Source organism: Comamonas sp. HJ-2, from assembly GCF_053615495.1.
Map to the genome: position 1 here is coordinate 38,478 of NZ_JBSIFD010000003.1, position 16,430 is coordinate 54,907.

The window sequence follows — 16,430 nt, forward strand, 5'->3', positions numbered from 1 at the left end:
CCACCAGTCAACGCGCCTCTAGATCGCCATTGATCACTCGGGCAAGTCCCTGTGGGTTCGCTTGCTGTACAGCCGCTGGGAGCAGCACATCCGGCAAATCCTGATAGCACACCGGGCGTAGAAAGCGGTCAATGGCGCTGGCGCCCACAGAAGTGAACATAGCGTTGGACGTGGATGGGAAAGGACCTCCATGCACCATGGCGTGGCATACCTCGACTCCGGTCGGAAAACCATTGGCCAAGATGCGTCCCGCCTTGCGCTCCAGCACGGGGATGAGGCGCTGCGCGTCGGCATAGTCTGCGGGATCGATCTGCAGCGTCACTGTCAGTTGGCCCTCCAGTTGCTCAGCCAGTTGGAGAACCTCATCGAAGTTTTTGGCCCGAATGACAATAGAGGCCGGGCCAAACATCTCCTCCTGCAGCACTGGCGATGACAACAGGCGCTGCACATCCGTCACATACAGCGCGGCCTGCGCAGCATTGTGCAGTCCATCCGCAGGCTGCCCCTGTGCAACTTTCTCCACACCTTCCGCACCACCAACCTTGGCAACGCCGGCATCAAAGGCCTGGTGAATGCCCGGCGTCAGCATGGTCTGGGCCGGCTTGGTGGCAAGCGCCTGGCTTGCGGCATCGATGAAGCGCTGCACATTGCGGTCACCAATGACCACCACCATCCCAGGATTGGTGCAGAACTGCCCCGCCCCCATCGTCAGCGAATCGGCAAAACCGCGCCCTATCGACTCTGCACGCGCGGCCAGGGCGGCCGGCATCAGAAACACCGGGTTGATGCTGCTCATCTCCGCGTAGACGGGAATGGGTTCCGGGCGTGCGTTGGCGATGCGCATCAACGCAAGCCCTCCCTGGCGCGATCCGGTAAAGCCAACGGCCTTGATGGCAGGATGTGCTACCAATGCTTCACCCAGCTTGCGCCCGGCGCCCATCAGCAGGGAAAACACCCCTTCGGGCAACCCCAAATCTCTGACCGCTTTCTGAATCGCTCGACCCACCATTTCGGAAGTGCCTAGATGGGCGCTGTGGGCCTTGACGACCACAGGGGCACCGGCAGCCAAGGCCGACGCCGTATCGCCCCCTGCCACCGAGAACGCCAGCGGAAAATTGCTCGCACCGAACACCGCCACCGGGCCCAGTGCCATCTTGGCCAGGCGCAGGTCGGCACGTGGCAGCGGCGTGCGCTCGGGCTGTGCGTGGTCGATGGCGGGGCTCATAAAACGGCCATCGCGCACCACCTTGGCAAACAGCCGCAACTGTCCAACCGTGCGCCCACGCTCGCCTTGCAGGCGCACCAGCGGCAAGCCGCTTTCGGCCATGGCGCGCTCGATCAGGGCATCGCCCAAAGCCATGATGTTGTCGGCAATCAGCTCCAGAAATTCTGCACGCTTGGCAAGCGACAGCTGACGGTAGGGATCAAATGCCTGCGCCGCCAACTGGGCAGCCCGGTCCACTTCGGCCTGCCCTCCCATACCGAACGTGGGCGTTGCGATGAATTGATCCATGCGGGGATCGAACGCTTGCTGCTGTCCTTCTGTGCCGCGCACCGAACTCGCGCCGATAAGCATTTCGCCAGTAATTTGCATCTTTGTCTCCTAATGTGTTTATGGATCGGAATGGCAGAGCTCCAGCCGACCAGGAAGTGCAAGCAACGCCTGGATAACGCACGATCTCGTCAGGAATATGAGCGCCTTTGAAAATCATAAAGTATCTTGTTAATATATTTAAATTATCCTTATAAAATTTTCCACCAATCTTGACAGGCTTCTTTGCCATTCAGCGCAACCAGGGCACGTCAACAAGCAGTCCATAACCAAGCACAGGAGCACGCCATGGAACTCATGCCAAACATCGACCTGAACCACCCTGGCCAAAGTGCTCAAACAACCGCATCGAAACCAGGCCACACGGCACTGACGCTGGATGAGGTGCACAACCTGGCCTATCGCGTATTTACTCACCTCGGCCTGTCTGCCGAACATGCGCAAGCGATTGCGCGCGTGATCACAGCGGGAGAGCGCGACGAGTGCCATTCGCATGGCATGTACCGTGTTCTATCGTGCGCTCGCACGCTTCAGCATGGCGCTGTCGTGCGCGATGCCATACCCATCATCAGCGACCGCGGACCTGGCGTCGTCGCCGTCGATGCACAGCGCGGCTTCTCACAACTCGCTTTCGAGGTGGGCAGCAAAGTACTGCTCGAGAAGGTCCGGAAAACCGGGATCGCAGCCTTGGCCATCAACAACTGCTATCACTTCTCAGCCCTGTGGCCCGAAATCGAAGCCTTGGTCGAGCATGGCGTTGCGGCCCTAGCCATGACTCCCAGCCATTCCTGGGTGGCCCCGGCGGGCGGAAGCCGACCTGTTTTCGGAACCAACCCGATCGCCTTTGGTTGGCCCAGGGTCGGTGCACACCCCTACATTTTTGACTTTGCGACCAGCGCAGTGGCCCGCGGTGAAATTGAGCTCTACCAAAGAAGCGGTCGCGCACTGCCCGAAGGCTGGGGGGTCGACGCCGAAGGCGCCCCAAGTACCGATGCCACAACCGTACTCCAACAAGGCGCCATGCTGACTTTTGGCGGCTACAAAGGCTCGGCCCTGTCGACCATGATCGAGCTGCTGGCCGGGCCATTGATTGGCGACATGACCAGTGCTGAATCCCTGCGCATCGACGACGGCGCCGGTGCAACCCCTTGTCATGGCGAAATCGTTATCGCATTTGATCCCCAATTTTTCAGCCCGGGCAATTTCATCGAAGAGCGTCAACGTGCTGAAAAGCTGTTCGAGAGTATTACCGGCCAAGGGGCGCGCCTGCCTTCCCAACGCCGCTTTACCGCAAGAAGTCGCAGTCTAGCCAATGGATATGTGCAGATCCCCGAGCCCTTGCTGCGTGACATCCAGCAGTTGTTGAACTAGGCTCATGAGAACATGCTCGCATGCCTCTGCTGAGGAGGAAGGATTCAGATGAAGAGTTTTGTCACAGGCTGCACCAAGCGCCAAGCCCATGATGTATTCTAAATATCGGATCAATATAATCAAAACCCCGCCATCTCTGCTCTTGCGACACGATGGCGACAGCACGCTTTTTTGATGCCAACTTCCAAGAAATCTCCAGCTGCACGTGTAAAAGCCGCTGCCACAAAAACCAAGACTTTGCCTACGGTGAAGCGCCGTGCTGCAGACCTTGCCTACGACGCCATTGAAACCATGCTGTCGACCATGCAACTTGAGCCTGGAAGTCCCATCGTGGAGGCGGAGCTGGCAGAGCGCACTGGCATGGGCCGGACGCCTGTGCGCGAGGCATTGCTGCGCATGATCTCTATCGACTTGATCGTCCAGCAGCCGCGCCGCGGACTACTGGTTTCCAACATCGATCTGGCAGAGCACCTGGACGTCATCCAGACACGCAGGGTTCTGGAGAATCTGTTGGCGGCTTGCGCTGCCCGGCGAGCCTCGGTGCAGCAGCGCAAAGATATCCTCCAATGTGCCAAGCAGATGGTCGCTGCAGCCAAGCGCGGCAACCTGGAAGAGTACATGCATGAGGATCATGCGCTCGATGCCATCATCCATACTGCCAGCCGCAACCGTTCAGCAGTCAAAAGCGTCACGCCTTTGATCGTGCAGTGCAGACGTTTTTGGTATGCCTACCAGCATGAAGGCGATATCCTTGAAGGCGCACTTGCTCATCTGGAGCTGGCTCAGGGTATCTCTACCGGGGATGAAGCGGCCGCCATTACCGGCGCCAACCGCCTGATGGACTATCTGGAAGCTTTTGCCAGACGCATTATCGAAAGCTAAACAGCAGACCGCTCCCAGGGGGGGGCGGCCTGCTGTGCATATTCATGGCGCCTCCCAATCGGCGCCCCCTGATCATCAATCAGAGCTTGGCTCCCACCGCGCGCAGTTCTGCAATCTGAGGCGCTTTGGGCAGCCAGATCTTGTCGAAGGCATCAATCGCAGGCTTATTGTCAAAGGCATTGATATCGCGAATGACAATCGACTCCTTCTTGAGTTTCTCCAGCAGGCCAACCTCTGTCGTCACGATATCGTTGATCTGGCCGTCCAAGGCTTGGCTGGTCAATTGGCGAATCAGGTCACGGTCCTTCCCATCCAGCGTAGCCCAGATACGACCCGAGAACAGTGGTGCCACAGGCATGAACAGCGCGTTCATGGGCATCATCAGTTTCGACACCTTGTCAAAGCGCTGGCTCCAAGAGAGCTCTATATCCGCCTCGAGCCCATCCACTTGTCCATTGGTCATGGCATCGAACACCGCAGGTGTGGGAATGGGCGTCGGCGCTGCCCCGAAATACTGGTAGAAGTCACGGTAAACCGGCGTCGGATTAATACGCAGCTTCATACCCTTGAGGTCATTGGGCGTCTTGATCTCCTTGTTCGAGAACACCACACGCATGCCGGTGATGCCCCAGCCCAAACCGATGCAGCCGGTTTCGCGCGGCAGCACATCCAGTAATTTCAAGGCTGCAGGCGTCTTGACCAGCTTCGCTACAGCAGCAGTGGATCGGACAAGATATGGCGCGTTGATCGAGGCTACGCTCGGAACACGCGTTCCCAGCTCTGCCGCCTGAATCCACCCCATGTCCAGCGCACCCGATTGCAGCTGCTGCATCATGGCCGACTCATTACCCAATTGACCCGAATGAAAGACGGTCACCTTGAGCCTGCCATTGGTTTCTTTCGCCAAAGCTTCTCCAAACTGCACCGCCGCGCGATTCCACGAATGCCCAGCAGGCGTGATGACGCCTAAGCGCAGTTCCTTGGCCGCAGCCGCACGCGAAGGCGTCACAAAGGCCAGTGGAGCAGCGGCAACAGCCGTGGTCTGAAGAAAGTGGCGTCGATTGAGTGTCATGAAAAACTCCGTAGAGGGAAAGGCGAAGCAGGGCGAAGAATCGGATCAGTTCAGCAAGCCCAACGACAAGCTGGGGAACAGCGAGAGCATGACAAGTGCCACGCAACTGATGATGAAGAATGGCAACGTGACGATGAACATGGGACCCGGCTTGGCACCAGTGACCGCTGCAGCCACGAAGAAGCTCAGCCCCACCGGCGGCGTCATCAATCCCAGCACCAGGTTGATGACGATCACCACTCCAAAGTGGCGGGGGTCGATGTGGTAGATCTCGGTGGCGATGGGCAGAAGAATCGGCGCGGTCATGATCAAGCCGGGAATGCCGTCGATCACCGTGCCAATGACCAGCAAAATCACGTTGACCAGCAGCAGGAAGGTAATCGGGTCATGCGCCACGGTCTGCACCCAGGCAGCGACCATCTGAGGCACCTTGCCGTATATCAACAACCACGAGAACACTGCCGCTGCTGCAACCAGAAACAGCACGATGGCCGAGTAGATGCCCGAACGCAGCATGATCGCGCCCAGATCTGAGTATTTGAATTCACGGGTCACATAGCGACCGACCAACACTGCGCTGATCGCGCCCACAGCGGCAGCCTCCGTAGGGTTGGCGAAGCCGGTGAGGATGGAACCCACGATGACCAGCGGAATCAACAATGTCGGGCTGGAAACCAGCACGGTCTTGGCCCGTTCGAGCAAGGTTCGCTTGGGGCTTCGTGGATAGTTGTAGATCACGCCCATACAGGCAATGACTGCAAAGAACAGCACCGTCAACAGAACACCTGGCAATATGCCTGCGATCAGCATATCGCCCACCGCGACCTGGGCCAGCACGCTGTAGACCACAAACATCACCGACGGCGGAATGATCGGACCCAGCATGCCGCCATACACGGTCAGGCCTGCAGCAAAGGTCTTGTCATAGCCTTGCTTCTCCATCTCCGGCACCATCACCTGCGACATGATGGCCACTTGCGCCGTTGCGGAGCCAATGATGGATGACACCAGCATGTTGGCCAGGATATTCACATAGGCAAGCCCGCCCTTAATGGAGCCCACAAAGGCCATCGACAAGTCCACCAGCCGGCGTGTAATGCCGCCGCTGTTCATGACCTCACCGATCAAGATAAATAGCGGTATGGCGATCAGGCCATAGCTGTCCACCCCCCCGAACATCTGGGAAGGAAAGGACTGCAGCAACACAGTGTTCTCGGTGTTGTAGATATAAAAAATCCCCGAAAGGCAAAGACAGAGGCCGATGGGAACACCCACCATCATGATTGCGATGAAGAAAATGGAGGTCAGCATGTCAGTTCACCGCGTCCGGGTTGGTTGCCGCAAAGCCAGGGTGCTGGCGCTTGGGTGCGAGGCTCATGTCTTCCAACAGGTTGGCAAGTGCATGCAGGCTCATACAGACTGCGAAGATCGGCATGATCAGTTGCAGCACCCAGACCGGCCACTCCAGCGTCTGGGTGTGTTCGGTATAGAGAAAGTTAAACGACTCCGCCGCGTATTCCTTGGCATCAAACCCCTTGCAGGCAATACCAATGGGATCCATCCAACGCCAGCACATCGCAAAGAGCGCCAAAGAAAAAAACAGCACTCCGACCGTGGCAATCACCTTGGCACGCCGCGCGTTGCGATGACTCAGCTTATCAGTGAGCATCGTCACTGCAAAATCCAGTCGCAGGCGCGTCATGACCGAAGCACCGATGAAGGTGAGCCAGACCACGGTGTACACCGCCGCTTCATCCACCCAGTACAGCGGCATGCCGCTGTAGCGTGTCACCACATTGAGCAAAATGAGTGCGGTCAGAAAACACATCGCGAAGGTGAGCAACCACCGTTCCATGCGCAGCAGCGCATCAGAGGCATCCAGCACCCAGCGCACAATCCATGGCGGCTGCTTGATGGCGGTAGCGGGTCGGGTTGTATCGTCCATATAGGTTCTTTAGATTTGACGAAATGAGGCGCAGAAGATTGAATACATCTCAAAAATATATTAAATATATTAGAAGTTTTTTCAATTGATCCAATAGGTGTTTGCCTGGAAACCCGGCGAAACTGCTAACCCTGGTTCCTGGAAGATGCAAGCTTCCGATCTGGATCGATGCCCCAAAAAAAGCTCCCCACGGGGAGCTGACTCACGCTGGATCAATGACTCAGGCCCTTGGACCAGGCGGCATACCAGTTGCGAAAGAGTTGATACTGGGATTCGGCATACCGGCGTTGTGAGTCGGTCAATACATCGCTTGCATTGAAGTGCAGCGTGTACTCCTTCTTGCCGTTGAGGACCAGCAGGTGCTTGTAGTACAGAACCAGATCCGTGCCTTCGTCAAAGGACGACAGCACGGCCAGTGCAGCATCCAACTCCTGAGCTTGACGCCGAGCAACGACATCTCCCTGGGCTGCTTTTTTGCTCAGCTCAACCAGGAGCAAAACTTCCTTGGGTAGTGCATTGCCAATGCCCGTAATGCAACCCGTCGCACCGCAATTCACAAAACCATAGAACACCTGGGTGTCGACACCCGCCATCAATGTGACGTCGTTGTCTTTCGAGGTGATGTGCTCTGCGGCATAGCGCAGGCCTTCTGCACCACCGAACTCCTTGAAGCCGATCAGGTTGGAGTACTTGGCGCGCAGCTCAAAGAACATGTCGGCGCGAGTTGCAAAGCCGTAGTGTGGGCTGTTGTAGATCACGGCCGGCAGCTTCGGGGCGGCTTCCAAAATAGCAGTGAAGTGGGCTTTCTGCGCAGCCAGGGAAGTGCCGCGCGACAACACCCGAGGAATCACCATCAACCCCTGTGCTCCCACTTTCGCAGCGTGGGCGGCATGAGCCACGGCTTCTTTCGAGTTCACCGCGCCGGTCCCCACAATGGTCGGGATACCTGCGGCCACCAGCCTGGCCACGCCCTCTTGGCGTTGCTCTGCCGTGAGAAGAGGCCAATCCCCCATGGATCCGCAATACACAACAGCGCTCATGCCTGCGGCCATGAGCTCTTTGCCCATGGCGACCAGCGCGTCGTAATCTGGCGTGCCTTGTGCGGTGCATGGAGTCATGAGTGCAGGAATGGTGCCGGTAAAGATGTTCGCTTCCATAAAACTACCCTTGTAAAAAACCACCTAAGAACACCGCCTTCAGTTCCGCGCAAGTCCGTTGCACGAAACCGTTTTTTGGGATAACGCACGCTGCATCAGCGCACGGAATCCAGATGAGCGGTGAAATACTTCGTCTTTAAATAGACTGTAAATATATTTGAAATATTCAGAAACGAAGACTAAGTAGTTCTTAGGCGTTGTGCAATAGGGTTCTCCTGGATACCTCGCCGAGATCGCCACCGCCCTCCCGTCGCATCCAGGCAGCGGTCCGCTCGCGACTATGGCCCCGCAGCGGCAGAAGCACCGCCCTCAGTTACTGCCCGGCGCTGCGGTCAAACCCGGCGCCGGGCCACGCTGACGCTGCGCCGGGGTCAGGATGCACAGGTGATCGTTGTATGGCACACAAACCGCTCATGGAGGCAGCTTTGCGCTGATCCCGGTCGCATGCCGACGGGACTGCCTCTTGCATCCCAGTTCGATGAGTTCGCGCGCTTGTTCCACATGGTCGCGGACGCGCTGAATGCGATGTTCGCCATCGCTCATTACCGCAGTTCCAGTCTGCCAGCACCAAGGACCAAGTGCATTGACGCAGTCAACCTCAGCCCTGCCCCATGCACGCATGGGATGAAGTCAAGCGCAGGCCCAGGACTGAAAATCCACAGGTCGCAGAGACAAGGTCACTGCACTGCAGAAGCTATCGTCTGAGCAGCATCACAGATGCATAAGTCAGGATGATCTGAGACTGCTTCCACTGAATAGGTTGAGGGTAGCTTACGCTGCACTACCCTCACCGCGCTCGCGCACCCAGAGCACGATGCCGCACAGCATCACGATCACCTGCGTGCCTATCAGCGCCGCGAAGCCCGCAAAGAATCCCGCCGCCACGCCGCCGCGGGCCGACAGCGCACCTATCACCGCACCCATGATGGCCGGCATGAAGCCCGCGACCAGACTGCCCGCACCATTGACCACGCCATAGGCGCTGGCCACATGCTCGGGCCGCGCGCAATGCTGCACGGTGCTCGGAATGGCCGGGCTCATCAGCCCCCAGCAGAAGTTGGCGGCAATCAGGCAATAGGCCGCTGCATAGCGGTCTTCCATATGGATGGCCAGCCACACTGCAATCGCCACGCCCAGGCTGCCGAAAACAAAGATCAGCGGCACCTGGCGGCGCGCGATGCGATCGATGATCATGCCGCCGACGAAGACCGCCGCCACGCTCGCATATTGCGGCAGCGAAGCCAGCCAGCCCATCTCGCGCATGGAAAAGCCGCGCGACTCCTTGAGATAGGCGGGCAGCCAGTTGCTGCTGCCCCAGAGATAGGACAAAAAGGCCGCCGTGAGAATGGTGATCAGCCACAGATAGCGCGTGTGCATGGCACCGCGCACGATCTGGCCGACCTGGCCCACGGCCTCGCCCACCGACTGGGGCTTGGGCATGCCGGTCTCCACCTTGGGCATGCGCACAAAGGCCCAGACCAGCGGAACGCCCAGCAACACGTTGATCAGGCCCAGCACATGGAACGAGGTCTCCCAGTTGTGGCCCACGACCAGGTAGCCAACGAAGGGATAGCCCACCGCCAGGCCGAGCCCGGTGCCCATATTGACCAGGGAGTTGGGCTTGCCGTTCTCGCGGCTCTCGAAATGCGCCTTGATGTAGCTGCCTGCCAGCGAGAACAGAGGCCCCTCGGACACGCCCAGCAGAATGCGCGATGCCAGCAGCAAGCCGTAGCTGTTCATGGCCGGCGACAGAAAAGTCACCACGCCCCACAGCAGCAGCCCCGCGAACAGGCTGCGGCGCACGCCGAACAACGCCGCGCAGAACGGCGTGAGCACAAAGGACGAAACACCGTAGCCGACCATGAAGGCCGTGGCCAGCAGGCCCTGGCGCGTTCGGTCGTCAGGGGTGAGGCCGATGTGCGACAGAAAGTCGTGATCGGTGATGAGGACCGAGATATTGATCCGGTCCACGTAGGAAATGGCGACGATCACGAACAGCGTGACCACGCCCCACCAGCGCAACGAGCGTGAGTCTTTCATGATAGGAGTCCGGCTAGCGTTGAGAGAGAGAAAAGCCGGGACCGGCACCCGCCGGCCCCGCCAGGGCGCACGTCCTGGCGGGCGCGCGGTACGGCAGCCGTGCTGCCGCCGAAACCCCGGGGCCGGCCCATGCCGGCCCAACGGGGCAGGATCAGAAGAAGTGGCGGATGCCCAGTTCCAGGCCATTGGAGTTGCCGCCGGGCGTGGTGCCGGGAGCGCTCAGCCCCTGCACGCCGATGGACTTTGCTGCCGAGCCCTTGTTCTTCAGGAAGGCATAAGTGCCGTAGACCTGTGTGCGCTTGGAGAGGTTGTAGCCATAGCCCACGCTGATCTTGTTCCAGTCCGCATTGCTGCCGGACAGGTTGTAGTGGCCGAAGGAGGCACGGGCCTCGCCATTGCCCACGGGAGCGGTCACGCCCAGCTGCACGGCCGTGATCTTGGTGCCGCCGCGCTTTTCCGAGGCCCACAGCAGCATGGGCTTGGCCACGCCGAAGTCGTAGGACAGGCCTACGTTGTTCGCCGTCAGATTGGTGTCGCTGGTATTGCCGTAGAGCCGGCCCGTGGCCAGCGCGCCGTTGAACGCCCCCTGGCGGTAACCCAGGCGCAGGCCACGGTAGTCACCCTCGCGCTTGTTGGGAGCACCGCTGGGCTGCTCGCCGAATGCCAGTTGGGCCTGACCGTAGAAGCCGCCCAGGTTCTGGGGCAGGAAGTAGCTCACGGCATTGCTGATCTGTATGGGTGCACCGCCGGTCGAGGGAACGCCCGGAATGCCCAGCATGGTGAAGGCACCCGTGCCGCCAACGCCGTTGGTCAGGAAGGGGTCGAAGATCAGCGTATTCAGAAAGGTGGCCGAATCATCGCGTCCCAAGCGCACCTCGCCCCAGTTGCCCATCAGGCTGACGGTGGAGCGGCGGTTGAAGCTCAGACCGCCGCCCGTGGCCTTGCCGGCGCCGCTGTCCACATCCAGGCCGGCCTCGAGCCAGAATCCCGCCTTCAGGCCGCCGCCCAGGTCCTCTGTGCCTCGAAAGCCCAGGCGGCTGATGTTGGCACCGCCTGTGGAAAGACCGGTCTTGGAGGCTCCCGAGCCGCCCAGATGGGCAACGCCGACGTCGACGACGCCGAAGAGCTCGACCTTGGACTGTGCCGAAGCGGCACCGGGCAAAGACGCCAGGCAGGCTAGCGCCACGCCGAGGGCCGGCGTATGGATGGATTTCATGGTTTGTCTCCTCTAGGGGTGGTGGTTTTTCGCAGATCTGATGTAGCGGTTCAGATATCCAGGACCAGGCGCTCGCTCTTGCAGCCGGAGACGCAGACCATCATGACCTTGTTGCCGGCGCGCTCCTTGGGGCTGAGCACCGAGTCGCGGTGGTCGGGCACACCTTCCAGCACGCGGGTCTCGCAGGAGCCGCAGACCCCTTCGCAGCAGCTGTGGTCCACATCGACACCGGCGTCCAGCAGCGTGTCCAGCAGGGATTTCTCGGGCGTGATCTCGATGAAGCGGCCGCTGCGCTTGAGCTCCACCGTGTAGTTGCTGCGCGCATCGGACGATGCCTTGACTTCCACCGGCGTGAAGCGCTCGATATGGGCGTTGGCATGGCCGAGCTCTGCGCAGAACTTCTCGAAAGCGTCGAGCATGGGCGTCGGGCCGCAGGAATAGTGGTGCAGGCCCGCATCGGGTGCGCGCTGCGCCAGCAATGCCTTCAGGTCGGGCGGTCCGCCCGCTTCCGCATCGAAGTGCAGATGCAGCGGCATGCCCAGGGCCTGCAGCTCGGCCAGAAAGGCCGCGCTCTTGCGCTCGCGCGCAAAGTACAGCATCTCGAACGAATGTCCCAGGGCCTTGAGCCGGCGTGCCATGCACAGCATGGGCGTGATGCCTATGCCGCCGGCCACCAGCACCGAATGCGTCGCTGCCTCGTCGAGCGCGAAGTGATTGCGCGGCTCGGAGATGGTGATGGGCATGCCCACGCGCAGCGACTCGTGCACGCAACGCGAGCCGCCGCGGCTGGCACGGTCGCGCAGCACGCCGACCACGTAGCGGTGGCGCTCGCTGCTGTCGTTGGACAGGGAATAGCTGCGCACCAGCCCGTTGGGCAGGTGCAGGTCGATATGCGAGCCGGCCGTGAAAGCCGGGAAATCGCCGCCATCGACCGGGCGCAGCTCCACGCTGATGGTGTCCTGGGCCTCGAAGCGCAGCGTGTGCACAAAGGCTTGGAGCATGGATGCAGACATGGGGGTCTCACTACGAAGTTGGTTTATCGACAAGGCTGTTTCGCTCAACCGGCCTGGCGCAGATCGACGTCCAGCCTGGCAAACGCGTCGATCTCGACCTTCAACTCCGGAAAGACCAGAGCCTGTACCGCAACCAGCGTGGATGCGGGCCAAGGTGTGCTACCAAAGAAATCACGTCGCGCACGGCCTACGCCGTCCTTGTCGGAGATATCGGTGACATAGACAACCAGCTTGGTGATGTTGTGTACGCCGCCGCCAGCTGCCTCCAGCAAGGCCTGGATCTTGCGCAGCACCACCAGGGTCTGGTCATAGGCCGACAAGGGAGTACCGGCCTCGCTGGCATCGCGGCTGGCCGGATGTGCCGTCTGGCCCGACAACACCACCTCGTTGCCCACGACCAGGGCGTTGGACCAGGTCGCATGCGGCAGATCGGGCACGGACGGACAACTCACCCGACGAACAGTCAATTGCGTCATGCTGCCGTTCCCGCTGCTTGCCGCGCATCGATCTGCTCTTGCGCTAGGTTTTTCAGATGGCGACGCAGTCGCACGATGCCCAGGTCATGCTGGTACAGATTTTCATGCTGATTAGCATCCGGCTCCATGTCTTCCAGCATGGTGCGGTCCTGCTCCAGCACATGCCAATGGCGTGCTTCCAGGCGATTTTGGTAGAGGAAGCGCCAGGTGTCGCGCTCCCAGCCCTTCGGAAGCTTGCGGCAGCGCCAATGGAACACGGCAGCCATATTGGAAGCAATAGGCGTATAGCTGCCGCAGATGATGAAGTTGCCGCCAGGGCCGCCGGTCTTCGGGTAAGGGATTTCCAGGCGCATCCAGTGGATACCGGTATCGGCCCACTCGGTCCAGTCGAAGTTGACGTTGCGCTGGCCTTCCTTCTCGAACACAAAGCCGGTATCGGTCGAGCGGACGCCGAACTTGGCTTCGGCATCCCCCTCCGCCATGGAGTGCGACTGCTTGTGCAGGAAGGTGCCGTGCATCGGGTCCATCACGTTGTCGAGGACATAGCGGTAGTCGCCCTTCCATTCGGTGTAGCACAGGAAGTGACTGTATTCCTCATCGTTCGTCAGTTGCTCGGGCAGCACCAGCGGGGGCGGCTCATCGACGGGCACACTGCTGTTGTAGAGGAACACCGCACCCGCGGCCTCCTTGACATGGAAATGGAAGGTCGGGCGCGAGCCCTCCAGCTTGCAGCCGGGGCTGCCGGGCACGCGCGTCACGGTGCCATCGCAGCGCACTTCAACGCCGTGGTACGGGCAAGAGAGGCGGTCACCCAGGATGACGCCTTGCGACAGCGGCGCGCCGCGGTGCGGGCAGCGGTCTTCCAGCGCGTGAAGCACGCCATCGTGGTCGCGCCACAACGCCAGCTTGCGGCCCAGGCGACGCAGCGAAACCGGCTTCTCCTGGATAAAGGATGATGGGCAGATCGGATACCAGAGATCCTTGAGACCGACCTCCAGCAGTTGATCGACCGGATCGGCATGAATGGCGATGGTGTTCATGGTGTGCCTCGCGAAATATCGAAAATGGGTGGAATCAAAGCCTGCTACTTGGCCAGCGCAGCGATTTCACGGCGGTAGACCTCCTCGGTCCACGTCGATCCGCTGGGGCTGGCCAGGCCGCTGCCGTTGAGCGCCTGAACCAGGCCCGACAAGTCATGGATGCCTGCGGCATAAGCGCGCTCGATGGCATCACCCAGCAAGTCTTCGTAAGTGGTGGGCTGGCGCTTGCGCGCTTGGTGAGGGTCAAGGTATCGGTCAGTCATAGTTCCTCCGTGGGAAGTTGTCGTAGCTTTGCCTGCGGTCCTACTGCCCGCCTGCCCGCACGCGCTCGCGAATGCGGTCGCGCACCGGTACGAAGTCATACGTGGGGTAGCACTCCGTCGTGAAGACGCCCCAGGCACGGCGCTCCAGCTCCAGGTTGACGAGTGGCAGTTTCTCGGGAGGTAGCTCCAGCGTCAGAATTTGCCCCATGCCCATAGCAACCGTCCAGGAGACAACACGCGTGCCTTCCGGCGGAAAGCTTTCCCACCAGTCGCTTTGCTTCATTCGTGCCTGCACATCGTCCAGGGTTAAGCCCGGGTGGTGCTTCATCACAATCGTCAGCAACAGTTGCTCGTTAGCGCTCATAACGTTCCTTTGTCATTCTGAGAATCAATCCCCCCGGATACCAAGGTCCTTGATGATCTTGGTGAAGCGCTGATGATCATCAGCATTGGTCTTGGCCAGTTGTGCTGCAGCGCCACCTGCGGGCAATGCACCAAAAACCGCCATCTTTGCCACCACATCGGGTTGTTTCAGGATCTCGTTGAAATGGGAGTTCAGCAGATTGACAACGTCTGCAGGCATGCCCTTGGGACCGAATATCCCTTGCCAGGCAGTACCGTCCTGTGTCTGAAATCCTTGCTCCGCCATCGTCGGAATTTGAGGTGCCAGTGGCGAACGCTTGGTATCCATGACGGCCAGCATGCGAATCTTGCCTCCGGCATAGGGCCCGATCGGGCCATAGGTCATCACTGTCAGCGGCACATGGCCGCCCAGCATGTCGTTCACCGCCGGAGCCACGCCCTTGTAGGGGATATGTGTCAGCCGAATGCCCGCATTCCGGGCAAACATTTCCCCCAGAACATGCATCGGTGAACCATTGCCCGGACTTGCGAAAGTGAGTTCCTTGCCTTTGGCCTGAGTGACCAGATTGCTCAGGTCCTTGATGCCGCTACTGCCTGCAGCAGCTATGAACATTGGCATCGTGCAGGTCTGAACAATGGGAGTGAAACCATTCAGCACGTCATACGCAGCGGGTCCGCTGATTTTCAGAACCGACTGCGCGAACGCAAAGGTGTTGGGGGCCAGCAGCAGCGTATATCCGTCGGGTGCGGCCTTGGCCACATGGGAGCTGCCAAGGGTGCCGCTGGCACCGGGCCGGTTGTCCACCACCACGGGCTGGCCCAGTCGCTGGCCCAGCTTCTCTGCATACAGGCGCGCCATGGCATCGGTATCGCCGCCGGCCGGATAGGCCACGACGATGGTGATGGGCTTGCTCGGATAAGCTTGCGCCAGCGCGGAACCGGACATCTGGGCTGCAGCCAGCAATGCAGCAGAGATAACTACCTGGCGACGAATGTTCTTCATGGAATAGCCCGTGGGGTTGTGGAATCGTGGTGGAAGGGATGCCGGCCAGCCGACGCTGCCAATGCCTCTTAATGCTTCTTGTCGGTCAGGAACTTGCCGTCGGCGGCGCCCGCGCCCTTCTGGCGTCGGGTGTTGCCGTCAATGCCGCCGTCGATGGCCCATTCGGCAAACACCGTCGGACCGGGCTCGAACTCGCGCGGCTGCCAGTCGGCAGTCAGTTGGTCCTCGTCGGCGTAGTACTCGACCAGGGCGCCGGCCGGATTCTTGAAGTACCAGAAATAGGCCGAGGACACGGGATGGCGACCCGGGCCGAGCTGGGTGTCCCAGCCGCAGCGCGAGATATGCATGCCGCCGCCGAAGACTTCGTGGATGTCGCGCACGGTGAAGGCCACATGGTTCAGGCCCGCATGCTTGTCGGGGCGCTGCAGCAAAAAGATGTCGTGGTGGCCGCCATCGGGCGCGGTGCGCAGAAAAGCGCCACGCTCGGGATAGCGGTCCGAGGCCGCAAAGCCGAAGTTCTCCACATAGAAGCGCTCGCAGGCCTGCACGTCCTTGACGAAGAACACCACATGGCCGACCTCGATGGGCTGGGCGCGCTCATAGGCCGGGCTGGCCTGGTTGATGCGGCCCTTGCGATCCCAGGTGTTGTACTCGGCGCTTTGCATCTGCACATCGCGTCTTTGCGTGAGCTGCAGGCGCACGGCCAGGCCGTTGGGGTCGGTGCAGCCGATGCGGCCATTGCCCTGGACGAAGCCTGGAAGCGCGCGGATGCGATCTGCATACAAAGCCAGGTCGGCTTCGCTTTCCACGCCCCAGACCACTTCGCGCAGCGTGGGGCCGGGCTCGATGGCGGGCGGCAGATCGGGGTGATTGGTGGCGGCCACGATCACGCGACAGCCGTTCAGTGTCTCGAACACCAGCCGGTCGGCCTGCTCCTCGGCGAGGCTCAGGCCCCAGTCGAGGAAGAACTGGCGGCAGGCCGCCAGGTCGTCGGCGCCGTAGCTGATTTCGTCAATGCCCAGTACGCTCATGTCGTG

At 60.4% G+C, this 16,430-nt stretch carries 16 protein-coding genes; 2 read left to right on the forward strand and 14 right to left on the reverse strand.

Annotated features, from left to right (window positions below; all coding sequences use genetic code 11):
* Positions 1-7 precede the first annotated feature (7 nt).
* Positions 8-1,594 carry an aldehyde dehydrogenase (NADP(+)) gene (locus ACWGXF_RS03630; protein WP_012840219.1) on the reverse strand — a complete coding sequence of 529 codons (1,587 nt, stop codon included), beginning with the start codon at positions 1,592-1,594 and terminating at the stop codon, positions 8-10.
* Between the two features lie 246 nt (positions 1,595-1,840).
* Here ACWGXF_RS03630 and ACWGXF_RS03635 point away from each other — a divergent pair, with 246 nt between their 5' ends.
* Complete coding sequence (locus ACWGXF_RS03635) at positions 1,841-2,923, forward strand: Ldh family oxidoreductase (protein ID WP_012840220.1); 1,083 nt, start codon at positions 1,841-1,843, stop codon at positions 2,921-2,923.
* A gap of 171 nt (positions 2,924-3,094) precedes the next feature.
* Positions 3,095-3,805, forward strand: a complete 711-nt coding sequence (locus ACWGXF_RS03640; RefSeq protein ID WP_012840221.1) for a GntR family transcriptional regulator — start codon at positions 3,095-3,097, stop codon at positions 3,803-3,805.
* A 79-nt stretch (positions 3,806-3,884) separates the two neighbouring features.
* On the opposite strand, the gene ACWGXF_RS03645 is transcribed toward ACWGXF_RS03640, so the two are convergent.
* The 13 genes from ACWGXF_RS03645 to ACWGXF_RS03705 form a co-directional block, all read right to left on the reverse strand.
* Positions 3,885-4,877, reverse strand: a complete 993-nt coding sequence (locus tag ACWGXF_RS03645) for a TRAP transporter substrate-binding protein (RefSeq protein ID WP_012840222.1) — start codon at positions 4,875-4,877, stop codon at positions 3,885-3,887.
* A gap of 45 nt (positions 4,878-4,922) precedes the next feature.
* Positions 4,923-6,188 carry a TRAP transporter large permease gene (locus tag ACWGXF_RS03650; protein ID WP_034382281.1) on the reverse strand — a complete coding sequence of 422 codons (1,266 nt, stop codon included), beginning with the start codon at positions 6,186-6,188 and terminating at the stop codon, positions 4,923-4,925.
* Position 6,189: 1 nt separating this feature from the next.
* Positions 6,190-6,822, reverse strand: a complete 633-nt coding sequence (locus tag ACWGXF_RS03655; RefSeq protein WP_452101689.1) for a TRAP transporter small permease — start codon at positions 6,820-6,822, stop codon at positions 6,190-6,192.
* Positions 6,823-7,034: 212 nt separating this feature from the next.
* Positions 7,035-7,979: a dihydrodipicolinate synthase family protein gene (locus ACWGXF_RS03660; RefSeq protein ID WP_256629088.1), complete on the reverse strand. Its 945-nt coding sequence runs from the start codon at positions 7,977-7,979 to the stop codon at positions 7,035-7,037.
* 771 nt (positions 7,980-8,750) lie between these two features.
* On the reverse strand, positions 8,751-10,019 hold the full coding sequence (locus tag ACWGXF_RS03665) for an MFS transporter (RefSeq protein WP_039050292.1): 1,269 nt from the start codon (positions 10,017-10,019) through the stop codon (positions 8,751-8,753).
* Between the two features lie 151 nt (positions 10,020-10,170).
* Positions 10,171-11,235 carry a porin gene (locus tag ACWGXF_RS03670; protein ID WP_452101690.1) on the reverse strand — a complete coding sequence of 355 codons (1,065 nt, stop codon included), beginning with the start codon at positions 11,233-11,235 and terminating at the stop codon, positions 10,171-10,173.
* A 50-nt stretch (positions 11,236-11,285) separates the two neighbouring features.
* On the reverse strand, positions 11,286-12,248 hold the full coding sequence (locus tag ACWGXF_RS03675) for a PDR/VanB family oxidoreductase (protein WP_256629092.1): 963 nt from the start codon (positions 12,246-12,248) through the stop codon (positions 11,286-11,288).
* A 44-nt stretch (positions 12,249-12,292) separates the two neighbouring features.
* Complete coding sequence (locus tag ACWGXF_RS03680; protein ID WP_041744375.1) at positions 12,293-12,724, reverse strand: RidA family protein; 432 nt, start codon at positions 12,722-12,724, stop codon at positions 12,293-12,295.
* Positions 12,721-13,764 carry an aromatic ring-hydroxylating oxygenase subunit alpha gene (locus tag ACWGXF_RS03685; protein ID WP_012840231.1) on the reverse strand — a complete coding sequence of 348 codons (1,044 nt, stop codon included), beginning with the start codon at positions 13,762-13,764 and terminating at the stop codon, positions 12,721-12,723. Before ACWGXF_RS03685 ends, ACWGXF_RS03680 begins: the two co-directional genes overlap by 4 nt.
* Before the next feature lie 44 nt (positions 13,765-13,808).
* On the reverse strand, positions 13,809-14,027 hold the full coding sequence (locus ACWGXF_RS03690) for a recombinase-like helix-turn-helix domain-containing protein (protein WP_012840232.1): 219 nt from the start codon (positions 14,025-14,027) through the stop codon (positions 13,809-13,811).
* A gap of 40 nt (positions 14,028-14,067) precedes the next feature.
* The gene (locus ACWGXF_RS03695) at positions 14,068-14,391 is read right to left on the reverse strand and encodes a hypothetical protein (protein WP_012840233.1); all 324 of its coding nucleotides are present in this window, start codon (positions 14,389-14,391) and stop codon (positions 14,068-14,070) included.
* Positions 14,392-14,415: 24 nt separating this feature from the next.
* Positions 14,416-15,393 carry a Bug family tripartite tricarboxylate transporter substrate binding protein gene (locus ACWGXF_RS03700; protein ID WP_256629095.1) on the reverse strand — a complete coding sequence of 326 codons (978 nt, stop codon included), beginning with the start codon at positions 15,391-15,393 and terminating at the stop codon, positions 14,416-14,418.
* Between the two features lie 68 nt (positions 15,394-15,461).
* On the reverse strand, positions 15,462-16,424 hold the full coding sequence (locus tag ACWGXF_RS03705; RefSeq protein WP_256629096.1) for a VOC family protein: 963 nt from the start codon (positions 16,422-16,424) through the stop codon (positions 15,462-15,464).
* Between the last annotated feature and the right edge of the window lie 6 nt (positions 16,425-16,430).